Annotated in this window: 13 protein-coding genes; 7 read left to right on the top strand and 6 right to left on the bottom strand. The window is 69.7% G+C overall.

Annotated features, from left to right (window positions below; all coding sequences use genetic code 11):
- Nucleotides 1-116: 116 nt before the first annotated feature.
- The 3 genes from ACIBMZ_RS25350 to ACIBMZ_RS25340 all read right to left on the bottom strand — a co-directional run bounded on the left by ACIBMZ_RS25350 (nt 117) and on the right by ACIBMZ_RS25340 (nt 2,717).
- Nucleotides 117-662: a PepSY domain-containing protein gene (locus ACIBMZ_RS25350; protein ID WP_396697877.1), complete on the bottom strand. Its 546-nt coding sequence runs from the start codon at nt 660-662 to the stop codon at nt 117-119.
- Between the two features lie 91 nt (nt 663-753).
- Complete coding sequence (locus ACIBMZ_RS25345) at nt 754-2,025, bottom strand: sensor histidine kinase (protein ID WP_396697875.1); 1,272 nt, start codon at nt 2,023-2,025, stop codon at nt 754-756.
- Nucleotides 2,022-2,717, bottom strand: a complete 696-nt coding sequence (locus ACIBMZ_RS25340; protein ID WP_396697872.1) for a response regulator transcription factor — start codon at nt 2,715-2,717, stop codon at nt 2,022-2,024. Before ACIBMZ_RS25340 ends, ACIBMZ_RS25345 begins: the two co-directional genes overlap by 4 nt.
- 103 nt (nt 2,718-2,820) lie before the next feature.
- On the opposite strand from ACIBMZ_RS25340, the gene ACIBMZ_RS25335 reads away from it, so the two are divergent.
- The 4 genes from ACIBMZ_RS25335 to ACIBMZ_RS25320 all read left to right on the top strand — a co-directional run bounded on the left by ACIBMZ_RS25335 (nt 2,821) and on the right by ACIBMZ_RS25320 (nt 6,459).
- Entirely contained in the window at nt 2,821-3,300 is a 480-nt protein-coding gene (locus ACIBMZ_RS25335) for a septum formation initiator (RefSeq protein WP_396697870.1), read from the top strand.
- Between the two features lie 210 nt (nt 3,301-3,510).
- On the top strand, nt 3,511-3,918 hold the full coding sequence (locus ACIBMZ_RS25330; protein WP_396697868.1) for a hypothetical protein: 408 nt from the start codon (nt 3,511-3,513) through the stop codon (nt 3,916-3,918).
- 284 nt (nt 3,919-4,202) lie between these two features.
- Nucleotides 4,203-4,595, top strand: coding sequence for a cupin domain-containing protein (locus ACIBMZ_RS25325; RefSeq protein WP_396697867.1), 393 nt, complete (start codon nt 4,203-4,205; stop codon nt 4,593-4,595).
- Nucleotides 4,596-4,662: 67 nt separating this feature from the next.
- Complete coding sequence (locus tag ACIBMZ_RS25320; RefSeq protein WP_396697864.1) at nt 4,663-6,459, top strand: glycoside hydrolase family 15 protein; 1,797 nt, start codon at nt 4,663-4,665, stop codon at nt 6,457-6,459.
- 13 nt (nt 6,460-6,472) lie between these two features.
- On the opposite strand, the gene ACIBMZ_RS25315 is transcribed toward ACIBMZ_RS25320, so the two are convergent.
- Both ACIBMZ_RS25315 and ACIBMZ_RS25310 read right to left on the bottom strand, forming a co-directional pair.
- Nucleotides 6,473-7,666 carry a threonine synthase gene (locus tag ACIBMZ_RS25315; RefSeq protein WP_396697861.1) on the bottom strand — a complete coding sequence of 398 codons (1,194 nt, stop codon included), beginning with the start codon at nt 7,664-7,666 and terminating at the stop codon, nt 6,473-6,475.
- Nucleotides 7,667-7,676: 10 nt separating this feature from the next.
- Complete coding sequence (locus tag ACIBMZ_RS25310; RefSeq protein ID WP_396697859.1) at nt 7,677-8,720, bottom strand: DNA polymerase ligase N-terminal domain-containing protein; 1,044 nt, start codon at nt 8,718-8,720, stop codon at nt 7,677-7,679.
- Between the two features lie 78 nt (nt 8,721-8,798).
- Between ACIBMZ_RS25310 and ACIBMZ_RS25305 the strand changes: the two genes are divergently transcribed.
- Complete coding sequence (locus ACIBMZ_RS25305; RefSeq protein ID WP_396697857.1) at nt 8,799-9,587, top strand: aldo/keto reductase; 789 nt, start codon at nt 8,799-8,801, stop codon at nt 9,585-9,587.
- Nucleotides 9,588-9,684: 97 nt separating this feature from the next.
- On the opposite strand, the gene ACIBMZ_RS25300 is transcribed toward ACIBMZ_RS25305, so the two are convergent.
- Nucleotides 9,685-9,894 (bottom strand): hypothetical protein, encoded by a 210-nt coding sequence (locus ACIBMZ_RS25300; protein ID WP_396697855.1) that lies wholly within the window; start codon nt 9,892-9,894, stop codon nt 9,685-9,687.
- 13 nt (nt 9,895-9,907) lie between these two features.
- Here ACIBMZ_RS25300 and ACIBMZ_RS25295 point away from each other — a divergent pair, with 13 nt between their 5' ends.
- Both ACIBMZ_RS25295 and ACIBMZ_RS25290 read left to right on the top strand, forming a co-directional pair.
- Nucleotides 9,908-14,695 (top strand): polymorphic toxin-type HINT domain-containing protein, encoded by a 4,788-nt coding sequence (locus ACIBMZ_RS25295; RefSeq protein ID WP_396697853.1) that lies wholly within the window; start codon nt 9,908-9,910, stop codon nt 14,693-14,695.
- Complete coding sequence (locus tag ACIBMZ_RS25290) at nt 14,695-14,997, top strand: hypothetical protein (RefSeq protein WP_396697851.1); 303 nt, start codon at nt 14,695-14,697, stop codon at nt 14,995-14,997. Before ACIBMZ_RS25295 ends, ACIBMZ_RS25290 begins: the two co-directional genes overlap by 1 nt.
- Nucleotides 14,998-15,871: the final 874 nt, after the last annotated feature.

The following is a 15,871-nucleotide window of genomic DNA, read 5'->3' as shown; positions in this document are numbered from 1 at the left end:
CTGTCAGCTCCGCGACTGTCATCGCGGGGTGCCCGGGGCACCGACAGCGCGACACCCCGGGCGGCGGGTGCCGCTCCGGGGTGTCCATCGGCCGTCACCGGCCCGCTGTCGACCGGTCAGTCGTCGTCCCGGTCGTCATCGTCATCGTCATCGTCGTCGCGGTCGTCGTCGTCGCCGTCGTACCGCTCCTGCTCGGCCTTGAGCACCTGGCCGGTCTCCCGGTCGACGTCGACCTCGTGCTCGACGTCGCCGTTGACGATCTCGACCTCCCAGACCGGACGCTTGTTCTCCCGGTCCCGATCGACCTCGGTGATCCGACCCCCGCCCACGTGTGCCAGGGCGATCTCACCGGCCCGCTCACGGCTGATCTTGTCGGCGGCGTCCGGCGAGGTGCCGGCCGGCGGGGCGGCCGTGCTCGGGTCGGTCGGCGGGGCCACGCTGCCGGGGTCGCTCGGCGGCGCGACCGTACCGGGGTCGGCCGGCGGCGTGACCGCGTCGGGAGCGGCCGGGGCCGTCTCCTCCGGCGCGGCGGTCGCCGCGGTCAGCGTGGTCTGCCGCGTGCGGTCGTTGTCGGCCGCCGTGACGCCCAGGAAGATCCCGGCCGCCGCGAGGACCGCCGCGGCGCCGCCGACCGACGCCAGGATCAGGGGGTTGCGCTTCATTGGTGCCACCTCTCCTCGGTTGATGCACACAGCATCGGTCGTGGTGGGATAGCGGCGCGCTGTCCGAATGCTAAGGCCGGGTTAAGGCCGTTCAGACCTTCGGCGTGCCGAGGCGGAGCACCACCTCGGCCCCGCCGCCGGGACGTTCGCCCAACTCCAGTCGGCCACCGCTGGCCTGGGCGGCCCGGCGGGCGATGTCCAGCCCCAGTCCGGTCGACCCGGCCTGGCTGGCTCCGCGCCGGACCGACTCGGCGGCGATGCCGGGGCCCTCGTCAGCCACCGTCAACACCACCTGGCCGCCGTCGGGCGTGAGCCGTACGGCGAAGGCGGTGCCGTCGGGGGTGTGCGCGAAGACGTTGCCGAGCAGGGCGTCCACCGCCGCCGCCAACTCGTCGGCGGGGACGCCGACCGGCAGCGGGCCCGGTGTCAGGTCGAGGTCGACCGCCCGTCCGGTGTCCTCGGCCAGCACGGACCAGAAGGCCACCCGCTCGGTCACCGTCGCCACCGCGTCGGTGACCGCTGCGCCCTCGGCGGGCGTACGCCAGCGGGCCTGCCGGATCAGCCCGGTCACCGCCCGTTCCAGCCCGTCCACCGCACCGGCGATCCGGGCGGCGTCCTGCGGGTCGGCCAGCGACTCGGCCTCCAGCCGCAGCGCGGTCAGCGGGGTCCGCAACCGGTGGGACAGGTCGGCCACCTGCTCGCGTTCCTGGAGCAGCAGTTCCTGGATCCGCCCGGCCAGGTGGTTGAGCGCGCCGCCCACCTCGCGTAGCTCCGCCGGCCCGGACGGCTCGACCCGAGCATCCAGTTCGGCGTTGGCCAGCCGGTGCGACACCGCCGACAGCTCGCTGATCGGGCGGACCAGGGTGCGGGCCAGCCGGTCGGCCACGGCCAGACCGATCAGCACCAGCAGCAGGCCGAGCAGGGACAGCACCAGCCAGGCCCGGTCCACGCCACGGGTCAGCTCGGCGTTGGGCACGAAGGTACGGATCACCGCGGTGCCGTCCGTACGGCCCTGCACCGCGATCACCACCTCGCGGCCCTGCGGTGTCTCGGCGGTCAGGCTCTGCCCCCGGGCGGCCAGCTCGACGGCGGGCGTACGCGGGGCCGGTGCGCCGAGTTGGTCACCGTCGGGCAGGAAGACGCTGACCGGTCGACCGTTCTGGACGAGTTGGTCGACGGTCAGCCGGACGGTCTCGGAGTCGGCGGTGCCGACCACCGGGGCGAGACCCTGCGCGTCGGCGGTGGCCCGTGCGGTCGCCCGGTCCTCGGCGGAGGTCCGCAGCAACAGCGCCAGGGGCACCAGGAAGGCGATCACGATGAGCACGCTGACGGCGGCGACCAGCAGCGCCAGTCGCGCCCTCACCGCTGTGCCTCGGGTGCCACCAGCCGGACCCCCACCCCGCGTACGGTGTGCAGGTAGCGAGGCTGCTGGGCGCTCTCGCCGAGTTTGCGGCGCAGCCAGGACAGGTGCACGTCCACGGTCTTGTCCGCTCCGCCGTACGGGATCTGCCACACCTCGGTGAGCAGCTCGCGCTTGGTCACCACCTCGCCGACCCGGCCGGCCAGGTGCCGCAGCAGGTCGAACTCGCGCGGCGTCAGATCGACCGACACGCCGTCCAGGCTGACCTGACGCGCCCGGGGGTCGATCCGCAGCCCGCCGACGACCACGGTCGGATCCTCCTCGGCCGGTCCGCCCGGCCCGCGTCGCAGCACCGCGCGGACCCGCGCGTCGAGCTGGGCGGCGGTGAACGGCTTGATCACGTAGTCGTCGGCCCCGGCGTCGAGGACCCGGACGATCTCCGTCTCGTCGTCGCGGGCGGTGGCGACGATGACCGGCACCGCGCTGACCGCGCGCAGCATCCGGAGCAGCTCGCGGCCGTCCAGGTCGGGCAGCCCGAGGTCGAGCACGACCAGATCGGGGCGGTCGTCGAGCGCGTCGCGGAGCCCGGCCATCGCGGTGGACGCCGCCGCCACCGCGTGTCCCCGTTCGCGCAGCGCCCGCACCAGCGGGTTGCGGATGGTCAGGTCGTCCTCGATGAGCAGCAGGCGGGCCACAGCAGGCAGGGTATATGCGCCCCGGCGCGACGGCGGCGTCCGTTAACCCTCCCTTAGCCTTCCCCGAAGGTCGCCCCAACCTGCGATCAGGGATAGTCGGGTGATGGGACGTCGTACGCTCCTCGCCGTCGCCGGGTGGCTGGCCACCGCGGTGGTCGCCACGCTGATCGGAGTCGCCGCCATCCGGCTGGTGGGGGAGAGCCTCACCGGCACGCCGGGCGGCGTCCGCAGCCAGGAGGAGGTCGCCCGCGAGCTGGCCGCGCCGCCCCGCACGACCACACCGACGACCGGTACGCCGGGCCCGACCGCCACGTCTCCGGCGAGCCCGACCGCGTCGACGAGTCCCACGCCTGATGCGCCGCACCGGCGCAGCTTCTCCAACCAGGGCGGCAGCGTGGTGGCCGAGTGCGTGCCGGGCGGGGTGTGGCTGGCGTCCTGGTCGCCGAAGCAGGGCTACTCGGTCGAGGACGTGGACCGGGGCCCGGACGACGACGCCGAGGTGAAGTTCGTCGGTCCGAGCGGCGAGCACGAACTGTCGGTGCGGTGCGCCGGTGGCGTACCGGTGCTGGACCCGGACGACTGACGACACACCCTACTGGCGGAAGTTCCGCCGCAGGTCAGAGGCATGATCGAGATGTCGACTGTCCATGATCGGACAGCCTGTCGTGTGGCTGTCGACGGGGAACGCGACATACGTTCGATGCACAAAGGGTGCTGATCGGTGCTGATCCTTCTTAGCCGCCCTAATCAACTCAACACGCCTCGGCCGCCCGGCCGGCTGGAGAGGAGAACGATGTCCAGCGCGAGAGTCAGGAGCAGGCGGGCGGCCCAGCCAGCGCCGGAGGAGGAGTCCACGGCCCGCGCCGAAGCCGCGCACACCACCTGCGGCGGCGCCGGCATGCCGTCCACCGCGAGAGTGCTGTTCGCCGTGGTCAGCGCGAACGGTGACCTGGTCCGGGGGGTGGGCGCCGCGACCGCCGACCGGTTGAGCACCGGGATGTACCAGGTGGTCTTCGACCAGGACGTGACCGCCGCCGGATGTGTCGGCACGGTCGGGCTGTCGGGCAGCGCGGGGCTGGCGCCGTCCGGTCAGATCGCCGTCGCCGGGCGTACCGGCATCCCGAACGCGGTCTTCGTGACCACCTTCGACAGCGCCGGGGCCTTCGCCGACCGGCCGTTCCACCTGGCCGTCCTGGCCTAGTGCGAGCCGTCCCGGCCCGGCCGCACGGACGGGCACCGAACGGGACCCGGACACGAGCGCACGGCGCCGTTCGATCCCCGAGGACCCGAACGTCGCCGCGCTCAGCCGTCTCCCGCCACCGCAGCCCGTACGGCGGTACGTCGGCGGGGACCTGGCATGGCCGACCAGTGCCGGCTGGTCGTGTCGATCCCCGTTCCGCGTGCCGGCAAACCCTCGGATCGTGCGCAATTCCACTATCTGCAAGTCCCGGCGTGGAGCGGGTCGCAACGGGGTATGTGCCGGGCATGGAGCACTTCACTATCGCCACGGTCGCCGAGAAGAGCCCGGACTTCCGGCGCGTGCTGTGGACCGGGAAGCAGACCCAACTGGTGATCATGACGATTCCGGCGGGCGGTGAGATCGGCGAGGAGGTCCACGAGGACATCGACCAGATCCTCACCTTCGTCAGCGGCACCGGCGAGGCCCGGGTGGCCGGCGAGAAGCGCGAGGTCGTCCAGGGTGACCTCGTGGTGGTGCCGGCCGGGACGAAGCACAACTTCGTCAACACCGGACCGAACCCGCTGGTGCTCTACACCGTCTACGGGCCGCCGGAGCACGCCGACCAGGCGGTGCACAAGACCAAGGAGGAGGCCGACGCGGCCGAGGCCGCCGGCGAGGACGAGCCGCCGACCTCCTGACCCGTCCCGCCGGCCCGGGGCCTGCGGGCCGGCGTGATGTGGTCGAGGATCCGGGTACGCGTACCGGATGGTGCAGCCGCCGATCGCCGACTACGCGTTCCTCTCCGACTGCCGATCGGGCGCGCTGGTCGGGCGGGACGGCTCGGTCGACTGGTGGTGCCCGAACCGGTTCGACTCGCCCGCCGTCTTCGCGCGGCTGCTCGACGCCGACGGCGGTCACTGGCGGCTCGCGCCGGTCGCCGCCGGAAGCGCCGGGCACCGGGTGCAGCGGGCCTACCGACCGGACACCCTGGTGCTACGGACCGTGCACGAGACCCCGGAGGGCCGCGTCGCCGTCACCGACGCGCTCGCCGCCGAGGCCGGTGCCCGGGGCCACGAACTCGGCCTGCGGTCGCCGGCCGTGCTGCTGCGCGTCGTGGAAGGGCTCTCCGGCCGGGTACGGATGGCGCTCGACTTCCGGCCCCGACCGGAGTACAGCCTGCTCACGCCCTACCTGCACGAACTGGACGACGGCGGGGTGCGGGCCGTCGCCGGGCCGGTCGAGTTGACGCTGCGCGGCGCCGGGATGCGGCTGACCGCCGACCACGACCGGGTGCGGCACGTCTTCGAGATCGATGAGGGGCAGGTGCTCGGCTTCGAGGTCGCGTACGCCCCGACCTACGGCGCGAGGCCGCCCGCGCTGGACCCGGTCCGGCGGCTGGCGGACACCGTACGCACCTGGCGCTCCTTCCGCGACACGCACCACTACGACGGCCGATACCCGGACGTGGTCCGGCACAGTTCGACGGTGCTCACCGGCCTCACGTACGCCCGCAGTGGCGCGGTCGTCGCGGCACCGACCACGTCGTTGCCGGAGCGGATCGGCGGTGACCGCAACTACGACTACCGCTTCTCCTGGCTCCGCGACTTCGCGATGACGATGCGTGCGCTCTGGGTGGCGGCCTGCCCCACCGAGACGTCCCGGCTGTTCGACTGGGCGGCCCGCTCGATCGGTCGGATCGGCGCCGAACCGGTGCCGGTGCTGTTCGGCCTGGAGGGCGAGCGGGACGTCACCGAGCACCACGGCCCCGGCCTGGCCGGCTACGCGGACAGCTCCCCCGTGCGGATCGGCAACGACGCCTGGCGGCAGCGCCAACTCGACGTGCCCGGCGAGATGGTGTCGGCGGTGTGGCGTCTGCGCGACCACCTCGGCGAGTCGTTCGGCACCGAGGTGCGGGAGATGGTGCTCGGCCTGACCGAACAGGTGGCCGCCACCTGGCACCTGCCGGACCGGGGCATGTGGGAGACCCGGGACACCGACCGGCACTACGTGGCGTCGAAGGCGCTCTGCTGGGTGGCGCTGGACAAGGCGGTACGGCTGGCACCCCACCTCGGTGAGCGGGCCGACCCCCGGCGCTGGGCGGGCGTCCGGGACGAGATCCGGGCCACCGTGCTCCGCGACGGCTTCAGCCGGGAGCGGGGCGTCTTCACCGGCGCGTTCGGCTCGCCCGAACTGGACGCCGCGGTGCTGTACCTGCCGGTGGTGGGCTTCCTGCCGGCGACCGACCCCCGGATGCGCGCGACCATCGCCGCCGTGGAACGGGAACTCGGCGGCGAGGGCGGCCTGGTCCGCCGCTGGGACACCGACCCGGCGGGCTTCCTGCTCTGCTCGTTCTGGCTGGTGGAGTGCCTGGTGTTGGCCGGTGAGCAGGACCGGGCCGCCCGGCTGTTCGAGCAGGTGGCCGGGCACGCCAACGACGTCGGCCTGCTCAGCGAACAGATCGACCTGACCACCGGGGCGCAGCTCGGCAACACCCCGCAGGCGTTGTCGCACATCGGCCTGGTCAACGCCGCCTGGCGGCTGACCGACCCGGCCGCGCAGTGACCGTCCGGAGACGTCAGGCGGGCAGCAGCGGTACGCCGCTCACGTCCACCGTCTCCGGGTACTTCAAGCCGGCCCCGGTGTTGAGCACCACCACCCGCTCGCCCGCGCGGATCCAGCCACCGGCGCGCAACCTGCGGGCGGCGGTCAGACAGGCCGCCCCCTCCGGGCAGAGCAGCAGCCCCTCGCGAGCCGCGAAGTCCCGCAGGTCGGCGAGGATCTCGGCGTCGTCGACCGCGATCGCGGTCCCGGCGGTGGCGCGCAACGCGGTCAGGATCAGCTCGTCGCCGAGCGGCGCGGGCACGGTGATGCCGAACGCCACCGTGTGCGCGTCCGCCCACGGCTGCGCCCGGTCCTCGCCAGCCGCGAACGCGCGCACGATCGGCGCACAACCGGTGGACTGCACCGCCACCAGGCGGGGCAGTCGGTCCTCCACCCAGCCCAGCTCGCGCAGCTCACCGAGCGCCTTGTGGATGCCGATCAGCCCCACTCCGCCGCCGGTCGGATAGATGATCACGTCGGGCACCTGCCAGCCCAACTGTTCGACGATCTCGTACCCCATCGTCTTCTTGCCTTCGAGCCGGTAGGGCTCGCGCAGCGTACCGGCGTCGAAGATCGAACCGGCCGAGGCCGCGACGAGCCCGGCGACCTGCCGCCCGGCGTCGCCGATCAAGCCGTCGACCAGGCGCAGGTCCGCCCCGGCGGCCACGCACTCGCGGCGGCAGATGGTCGGCGCGGACAGCGGCATGGCGATCGTCGCGCCCATCCCGGCACGGGCCGCATAGGTGGCCCAGGCGGCGCCCGCGTTGCCGTTGGTCGGCATGGCGATCCGTCGCACCCCCAACTCCCGCGCCCGGCTCACCCCCACCGCGGCCCCGCGCGCCTTGAACGAGCCGGTCGGGGTCAACCCCTCGTCCTTGACCAGCAGGTCGTCCACACCGATCTCCGCGCCGTACGCCGGGGCGCGCAGCATCGGCGTCCAGCCCTCACCGAGCGTGGTCACATACGTCGGATCCGCCACCGGCAGCAGCTCCCGGTAACGCCACAGGTCGGCCGGGCGCAGCCCGAACCGTTCCGGCTCGACCGTCCGCCGCACCGCCGCCAGGTCGTAGCGGGCCAGCAGCGGCGAGCCGCACACGCAGAGGTTCTGTGGTACGTGCGCGTCGTGCTCGGTGCCGCAGCGCGGGCACTCCAGGTGGGTCAGGTGCACGATGGTCCCCTCAGCTCGCGTCGACGCTGCGCCACGCCGGGCTGCGTCGTCCGGGCTCGTAGCCGGCGTCCAGCCGCTTCGCCACGACCCCGGGCAACCCCTGCTCACGGGCGGTACGCAGGGCCTCGGCGCCGGTGCCGGGGAACCACGGCGGAGTCTGCCAGTGCGGCCCGGCCAGCGCCAGACCGTCGAGCAACTCCCGGCGCTGCGGATAGGGCAGGTCGACGCTGCTCACACCCTCCAGCCAGAGCAGGTCGACCAGCAGGTACTGGGCGTCGGTGGTGCTCCGGCCACCCCGGGCGGGTCGGACCCGACCGGCCCGGTCGATGCGGACCAGGACGCCGTCGAGCACCGCCTCGGTCGGTGCCATCGCCTCGGCCATCGGGCGCAGCCAGGGATACGCGCCGGTGATCTCCGAACCGTCCTCGGCGAGCAGCCGCAACCGCCCGCCCGAGACGTACGCCGTCGCGCGTACCCCGTCCCAGCGCAGCTCGTACCCCCAGGCGGCCTGGTCGGCGGGGAGTCGGCGGGCCGGTGTGGGGCGCATCGGCGCGACCTGCTCGGGCATGCTCGTCCAGCCGGGCGGCGGCGGATCGGTGCGCCGCACCATCCAGTCCCGCCCGTCGCGGCCACCGGCGGCGAACAGTACGTACCGCCCCGTGGTGCGCTGCCCGCGCAACTCCACCACCACCTCGCGCTCCTGCCACTTCTCGCAGCGGTAGGTGCCCCGGTCGTGGATGATCATCCGGCCGCCGCCGTACTCGCCGGCCGGGATCTCACCGGCGAAGTCCAGGTACTCCATCGGGTGGTCCTCGGTGTGCACGGCGAGATGGTTGCGGCCCGGCTCGCGGGGCAGCCCGCGCGGCACCGCCCAGGAGGCCAGCACCCCGTCGTGCTCCAGCCGCAGGTCCCAGTGCAGGCTGCGGGCGTGGTGCTGCTGGATGACGAAGCGGGCCCCGTCCGCGCCGGTCCGGCCGGTCCCGGTCGCCGGCACCGGTTCCGGGGTACGCGCCGCGTCCCGCCTGCGCCGGTACTCCTCCAGCCGGTCAGCCACGATGACATTCTCCGGCAAACCGGGCCGACGTGCCCAGGTCCGGGAATGGCGGCAACGATCAGGGGTAGAACGGTCGGTATGGACCACGTCGACCAGCCCACCGCCGTCCTTCCCGGTGACGTCCGAATCCCCCTGCTCGGCTTCGGCACCTGGCAGGCCACCGGCGAGACCGGCTACAAGGCGGTGCTCGCCGCGCTGGACGCGGGCTACCGGCACATCGACACCGCCACCATGTACGGCAACGAGGCGGAGGTCGGCCGGGCGGTCCGGGAGAGCGGGCTGCGTCGCGAGGACGTCTTCATCACCACCAAGCTGCCGCCCGACCAGGTCGGCCGGGAACGCGAGACGATCGAGGAGAGCCTGCGCGCGCTCGGCGTCGACTACGTCGACCTGTGGCTGCTGCACTGGCCGCCGAGCGACCCCGGTGACCTGATCCCGACCTGGCGGGAGATGCTCGCCGCCCGGGACGCGGACCTGGCCCGCGCGGTCGGCGTGAGCAACTTCAGCACCCCGCAGATCGACGAGCTGATCCAGGCCACGGAGGAGAACCCGGCGGTGAACCAGATCAAGTGGAGCCCCCGGCTGTACGACCGGCAGCGGCACGCCGAACACCGCGACCGGGGCGTGGTGCTGGAGGGCTACAGCCCGTTCAAGAGCAGTGACCTGTCGGACCCGGTGCTGACCCGGATCGCCGGCGCGCACAACGTCTCGCCCGCCCAGGTGGTGCTGCGCTGGCACCTCGACCACGAGATCGTGGCGATCCCCAAGTCGGTGACCCCGGACCGGATCCGGGTCAACGCCGACGTGTTCGGCTTCTCCCTCAACGCCGAGGAGATGCGCGACATCGACGCGCTCGGCACCACCTGACCCGCGCTGCTCGCTCGCGCCGGTCGCGCTGGTCGCGCTGGTCGGGGTGAAAGGAAGGGCACCTTCTTAACGCCTCGTGCATAGCAGGGGACCCCTCCTAACACGCGGCGGGCGAGCGGTCCGCGCCGCGTTCCCAGCGGTGCAGCACGAGCCGGCGCCGGCCCTCGTCGACCACGACCGGCTCGCCCCCGGTCGGCCGGTAACCGACCGCTCGGGCGGTGGCCATGCTGCCCGCGTTGTCCGCCTCGATCTCCAGGTACGTCGGGGGCAGCCCCGGGGTGCCGACCGACGAACACTCCAACACCATGCGCTGTTATCCCGTGCGGGTGATCGACCCCGATGATCCAGCGGGCGAGAGAATGGTGACTGAGTGGTGGCACAAACACCGTGTGAAGTCCGTGTCCGAGTCGGATCTCCCGACGGATGTGACCGGACGCCAGGCACCGCCGGTGTTCACCTACTACGAGTACGTCGGTGGCCCTGCCTGGCACTATGCCGACGACGACGGGTTGACCAAGCCGAAGCGTAAGACCTGGGACCAGTTTCGTGGCTATGCGACGGTCAAGACCCGGGTTGGTGACGTCACCGGTGCCCAGACCCTGAACGTCGCCACCTACCTGCGAGGGATGCACGCCGACCGGGCTGCACCCTCCGGGGGTACTCGCACGGTGACGGTGCCCGCTTCACTGGGAAGTGAAACCGTCCATGACCATGACCAGTTCGCCGGGATGGTGCGTGAGGAAACCGTCTACAACGGCAGCGAGTCGAAGCCGGTCAGCAAGATCGTCAACGTTCCCTGGCGGTCCACGCCCACCGCATCACGGACCATCAACGGGGACACCGTCATGGCCCACTACACCAACACCCGGGTCTCCTACAGCGCGACGGCTCTGGGCGTCGACGGTGCGGCCGGGTGGCGTACGACTCGGACCGAATGGAGCTACGACGACACGTACGGCACCGTGGACTGGACTCAGTCCGACGGTGACGTCGGCCGGACGGGCGACGAGAAGTGCACCACCTACCGCTACAACCGTGACCTCGACCGTAACCTGACCGGGACCGTCAAGCAGACGACGACAACGACCCTCACCTGTGGTCGGGCGCCCACCAGCCAGGACCACATCCTGTCCGACACCCGCAACTACTACGACGGGGCCGACAACCCCGACGACAAACCGATCTACGGCAACGTGACGCGCTCGGAGGCGCTGAAGGACTGGAGCGCTGCCGCCGGGACGGTCTGGCAGACCACTGCGCAGAGCACGTTCGACGCCTTCGGTCGGGTCGCCAGCACGACCGATCTCAAGGGTAACGTCGTCACCACCGCGTACACGCCCGCTTCGGGTGGTCCGGTCACCAAGGTCGCGGCCACACGGCCAGCACCGTTCAACTGGACCGAGAGCACGCAGCCGAACCCCTACTGGGGCTCCACCGACGTCAGCACGGACCAGAACAACGGTCAAACGAAGATCGTGTACGACGCTCTGGGCCGGGTGTCGAAGGTGTGGCGACTCGGCTGGAGCTACACAGGTCACGAGAACTCGCCGTCAGCCGAGTACACCTACCACTTCGCGTCGAATCGTGGCTCCTACCCATACGTGCAGTCGAAGGTTCTGAACGCCGGTGGCGGTTACCTGACCTCGTACCAGATCCTGGATTCACTGCTGCGGCCGCGCCAGACCCAGATGGCGGGCGTCGGCGGCGGACGGGTGGTGACGGACACCATCTATGACCGCGTCGGACGGCCGAGCAGCAGCTATCGGCCGCACGTCGAGCCGGGCAGCCCCTCTGGGGCGCTTTGGTTTGAGCCAGAGTGGTCGGTGCCAGCCGTCAACACGACCGTTTATGACAACGCAGGCCGGCCGACCGCCGAGATCCTGTTGGCTGGTAACGACGTCGACAGCCTGGTCGAGAAGTGGCGGACCACACGGTCCTACGAGGGCAACCTGACCCGGATCACACCACCGGAAGGGGGCACCGCCACCACCAGTGTCGTTGACGTCCAGGGTCGTACGGTCGAGCTGCGTCAGCACACCACCGCAGCCGGTGTGAGCGGTCCCTTCCAATCGACCTGGTACACGTACAACGGGAAGGACCAACTGACCAAGGTCGCCGATGACGTCGGCAACCAGTGGACCTACCGATACGACGTCAGAGGACGGCAGGTCGAGACCGTCGATCCCGACCGGGGTGCGACCGTCAACTCGTACAACGACTTCAACGAGTTGGAGAAGGTTCGCGATCCGAGGGGCGAGGAACTCTGGTACGTCTACGATGTGCTCGGCCGGAAGACGGCCCTGCGTGACGACTCGGCCACCGGAGCGCTACGGGCGCAGTGGAAGTACGACCGGCTGTACACCGGCTCGACCGTCGGCGCGAAGGGCAAGCTCACCGAGGCGTACCGCTACGAACCGGCAGGGTCGGCCAACATCTACAAGTGGATGGTCGGCGGCTTCAACAGCCGGTACCAGCCCACCAATGTGAACTACGTGGTCCCCGCCGTCGAGGGCGACGGACTGGCGAAGACATGGAGCTTCGGCTACGGATACTCGCCCTACGAGGGCAGTCCGACGACGATGACGTACCCCGAAGGCGGCGGTCTGACCAACGAAACCGTAACGACCGTCTACGACCAGGTCACCGGACTTCCCACGCAGTTGAATACAACTGGGATCGGTGTCGGCCACTATGTCGCGTCGCAGACCTACACGGTCTACGGCGAGCCGAACGTCACCACTCGGAAGACCACGAACAGCCTTTACGTCGAGGACGCCCGCTACTACGACGAGGCGACCCGTCGCATCAAACGAGTCTCCGTCAAACCGGAGTCCGCCACGGGCACGGTGTCCGACCGTCGCTACGACTATTTGCCCGCCGGCAACGTCACTTCGATCGCGGATGCTCCGGGGGCCGGGTCAGCCGACACCCAATGCTTCAACGAAGACCCGTTGGGCCGGCTGATCAACGCTTGGACACCGAAGGACGGTGTGAACTGTAAGGCCGTACCGTCGCTCGCCAACCTCGGAGGACCTGCGCCGTACTGGTTCGACTGGACGATCGACGCGGTCGGTAACCGTACGAAGGAGGTCGCTCGGAACCTCACGAGCGAGATCACCCGGGACTACACGCTGCCCACCGGAGGCACGAATGCGACGCGGCCACACGCCGTGACCGCGGTGACCACCAAGATCACCGGTGCTGCGGACGTCGTCACCCGCTACGCCTACGACAACGCCGGCAATACCGTCTGCCGGCCCACGTCGACCGGGGCGAACACTTGCCCGGCGGGCGGCGGTTCGCAAACCCTGGCCTGGGACGCCGAAGGACGACTCAGTTCCGTCAGCGTGGCGGGCAACACGGTGGCGACCAACATCCATGACGCCGACGGCGCACGATGGATCCGTCGGGACGCCACTGGCACCACTCTCTATCTGCCGGGCCAGGAACTACGGCGTGACTCCGGCGGTGGACTGACCGGAACGCGCTACTACAGCTTCAGCGGACAGGTCTGTGCCATGCGTACCGCAGGAGGCCTGACCTGGCTCTATGTCGACCACCAGGGAACCCAGCACGCGGTGGTGGCAGCCAGCACCCAGCAGGCGACGATCCGGCGGCAGCTTCCGTACGGTGCGCTCAGGACGAGCCCGGTATGGCCGAATCAGAAGGGCTTCGTCGGCGGCGACATCGATCCCACCGGTTTGATCAGTATCGGCGCGCGCCACTACGACCCGTCACTCGGCCGGTTCGTCTCGGTCGACCCGGTGATGGACCTGGCCAGCCCACAGCAGCATCACGGGTACTCCTACGCCAACAACAGCCCGATCAGCCTGTCCGACCCGTCTGGCCTCGACCCCGGGGGCGGCCAGTGTGTGGACAGCCCGTCGTGTAACCCGAATCCGAACTGGGGAAGCCCGCCGGGCGGAGGCAGCCCCGGTGGTGGCAGGCCAGGAGGCGGCAACCCTGGAGGCGGTGGCAGACCAGGCGGCGGCAACCAGGGTGGCGGCGGCAACTCAGGGCGAGGCGGCGGTAACCAGGTCACCATCGAACAGGTCATCAACAAGTACGGGTGCGACGAATTCGACACGTGCTGGAATGGTTGGCGCAGGGGCCTAACCTTCAACCAATTGCAAGAATCTCAGCAGATCGACGTGTTGCGGCGGACCATCTGCATCAACGACAAAGCCCTGTGCGACAAGATCCGAGCGGAGGAGAGTTCCGCTGCGCACGGTTTCCTTCTCAACCTGGGGCTTGAACTCTCCGGCTACAACGACGCTCGGGCATGCCTGGGTGGCGAGGTGAGCGGGTGCGCGTGGACGGCCGTGGGATTAATCCCAGTAGGCAAGGGGAAGGGAGCTCTCAAACTCGGCGACGAACTCGTCGACCTCGCCCAGGCCAGCCACCACAATCCGTTGAACCAACTCATCGCTTGCGGGCTGAAGAGTTTCAGTGGTGACACCGAAGTGTTGATGGCTGACGGCAGTACCAAGCCGATCAGGAACATCAAGGTCGGCGACATGGTGCTGGCAACCGACCCCGAGACCGGGGAGGACGGGCCGCGTGAGGTCACCCATGTCTGGGTGCATGAAGACCAGTTGGTCGACCTCAAGGTCGAAGGCGGCTCCCTCGCGACCACCCACGACCATCCGTTCTGGAACGAGACCGACCGGGAGTGGCAGGACAGCCAAGACCTAGACCGGGGCGACCACCTGCGCACCGCCTCCGGCGAGACGATCGCTGTCGTTGGCCTCGATCTGAGCACCACTGCACCGGGCCAGGCCTACAATCTGACCGTCGCAGGCATCCACACGTACTATGTGCTGGCCGGCACCACACCGGTGCTCGTCCACAACGACGGTGGAGAGCTCACGCCGGAGCAGTTGAAGTCCATCAGGTCACTTGAGGCGAGGATCGCTGAGCACCAGGCAAAGCTCGACGCCTACAGGGCTGACCCGTGGGCCTATGACAACCAAGGGTTGTTGAAGAATGCGCCGAACGACGAGGTCAGACAGCGTATCATCAATGGCCGAATCAACCACCTTGAGAAAGAAATCGGGGGCTTCCAGAAGCAGGTGGACAACCTAAAGTCACTTGGCGGTATGTGCTGATGTCGGAACCAGTTGTTCAGGTGAAGGTGGATGAGCTGCGGCGAGTGTTCGAGCTGCTCATGGCTCATATCGCCAAGAGCGGTGACGGGCGGTTGGCAACCTCTCGGGACTACTTTTGGTCGATACCGGCCGCCGACCGGTACGACGTCTATAAAGAGCCGAATGAGTTCTCGATTGGGCAGGTTTCCGAGTCCTGGGATAACCTTCGGGAGATGCTTGAAGGGCGATCTGAGGCGCTAGGCTACGGGCTCGTATGGCTGGCAGACGTCTTGCGGGCAATTGGCGATGAGGCAGTCGGGTAGCGATTCTGCGACAAGGCGACCCTGGGTACCTGGCGGCATATCGACAGTCGTTTCCTGATTCGTGAAGTGTCATGGAACGCGGGCCTGGTGATCACGCCCCGTAGCGGAGGGATGTCAAAGTCTGCCGGTGTCCACTCGGGTTGCCGTCACGGGTGCCGTCATGCGAGCGGCTGCATCGACATATTTCGATGAGTTCTTGCCGGTTCAGGGTGGATGGGTGGATCTTCGGTGGCGTGCCGCGTAGCGGCGCGGCGTCGATCCCCGGGGCCACTTGCCGAGGGTGATCGGTGAAGGGATCGTCGCGGCCTCGGTTGGCGGGTTTGCCGTACTCCTGGGTAGCGGCCCGGTGTTGATGGTCGTGCGCGCGGGGCCGTAGGCCGTAGCGCGTGCGCGCGGTCCGGCGTAGCCGGGTGCTTGATCCTGTAGAGCAGTTTTGAGCCAGTCGGATCTTGGTCGAGGGCCTTGGTTCGGCTGGCTTACTGCTTCGATGCCTGGAAGTGGGCCGAGAAATCTAAGTTCGAGGACTGAGTTACGCCGGATCACATTCGCAACTGGGCGAAGCTGGCGATGAGGAAGCCGATGGATGACATGAACCTCGGTACCGGTGCCGCACACCGGCACGTCCTGAACATTAAGAGTCGGCACCCGATTGGTTATGACGCGGACGGGAATGACCTACATTCAGTGGCAGTGTGGGTTAAGAATGGTGAGGTGGAAAGTGTCCACCCATACTGAGGTGCTCTGATGATAAACATGCAGGTGCGCTCTGAAGGGGGTGAGATCGTGGCGCGGGGTTCTACTCCGGGGTATCCGCTGGTCAGAGGCTCTAGCGCAGATCGATCGAGAGAAGTTCCCCTGTCTCGGTGGACTGCTC

The organism is Micromonospora sp. NPDC049900 (genome assembly GCF_044461025.1).
In the GTDB taxonomy this organism is placed as follows: domain Bacteria; phylum Actinomycetota; class Actinomycetes; order Mycobacteriales; family Micromonosporaceae; genus Micromonospora.
This window is presented reverse-complemented; position numbering and strand designations above follow the sequence as displayed.

Excerpts from the sequence above, each read along its gene's own strand:
- ACIBMZ_RS25330 (WP_396697868.1), top strand. The coding sequence starts at position 3,511 with ATGTCCAGCGCGAGAGTCAGGAGCAGGCGGGCGGCCCAGCCAGCGCCG.
- ACIBMZ_RS25300 (WP_396697855.1), bottom strand. The coding sequence starts at position 9,894 with ATGGTGTTGGAGTGTTCGTCGGTCGGCACCCCGGGGCTGCCCCCGACG.
- ACIBMZ_RS25335 (WP_396697870.1), top strand. The coding sequence starts at position 2,821 with ATGGGACGTCGTACGCTCCTCGCCGTCGCCGGGTGGCTGGCCACCGCG.
- ACIBMZ_RS25290 (WP_396697851.1), top strand. The coding sequence starts at position 14,695 with ATGTCGGAACCAGTTGTTCAGGTGAAGGTGGATGAGCTGCGGCGAGTG.
- ACIBMZ_RS25305 (WP_396697857.1), top strand. The coding sequence starts at position 8,799 with ATGGACCACGTCGACCAGCCCACCGCCGTCCTTCCCGGTGACGTCCGA.
- ACIBMZ_RS25320 (WP_396697864.1), top strand. The coding sequence starts at position 4,663 with ATGGTGCAGCCGCCGATCGCCGACTACGCGTTCCTCTCCGACTGCCGA.
- ACIBMZ_RS25350 (WP_396697877.1), bottom strand. The coding sequence starts at position 662 with ATGAAGCGCAACCCCCTGATCCTGGCGTCGGTCGGCGGCGCCGCGGCG.
- ACIBMZ_RS25325 (WP_396697867.1), top strand. The coding sequence starts at position 4,203 with ATGGAGCACTTCACTATCGCCACGGTCGCCGAGAAGAGCCCGGACTTC.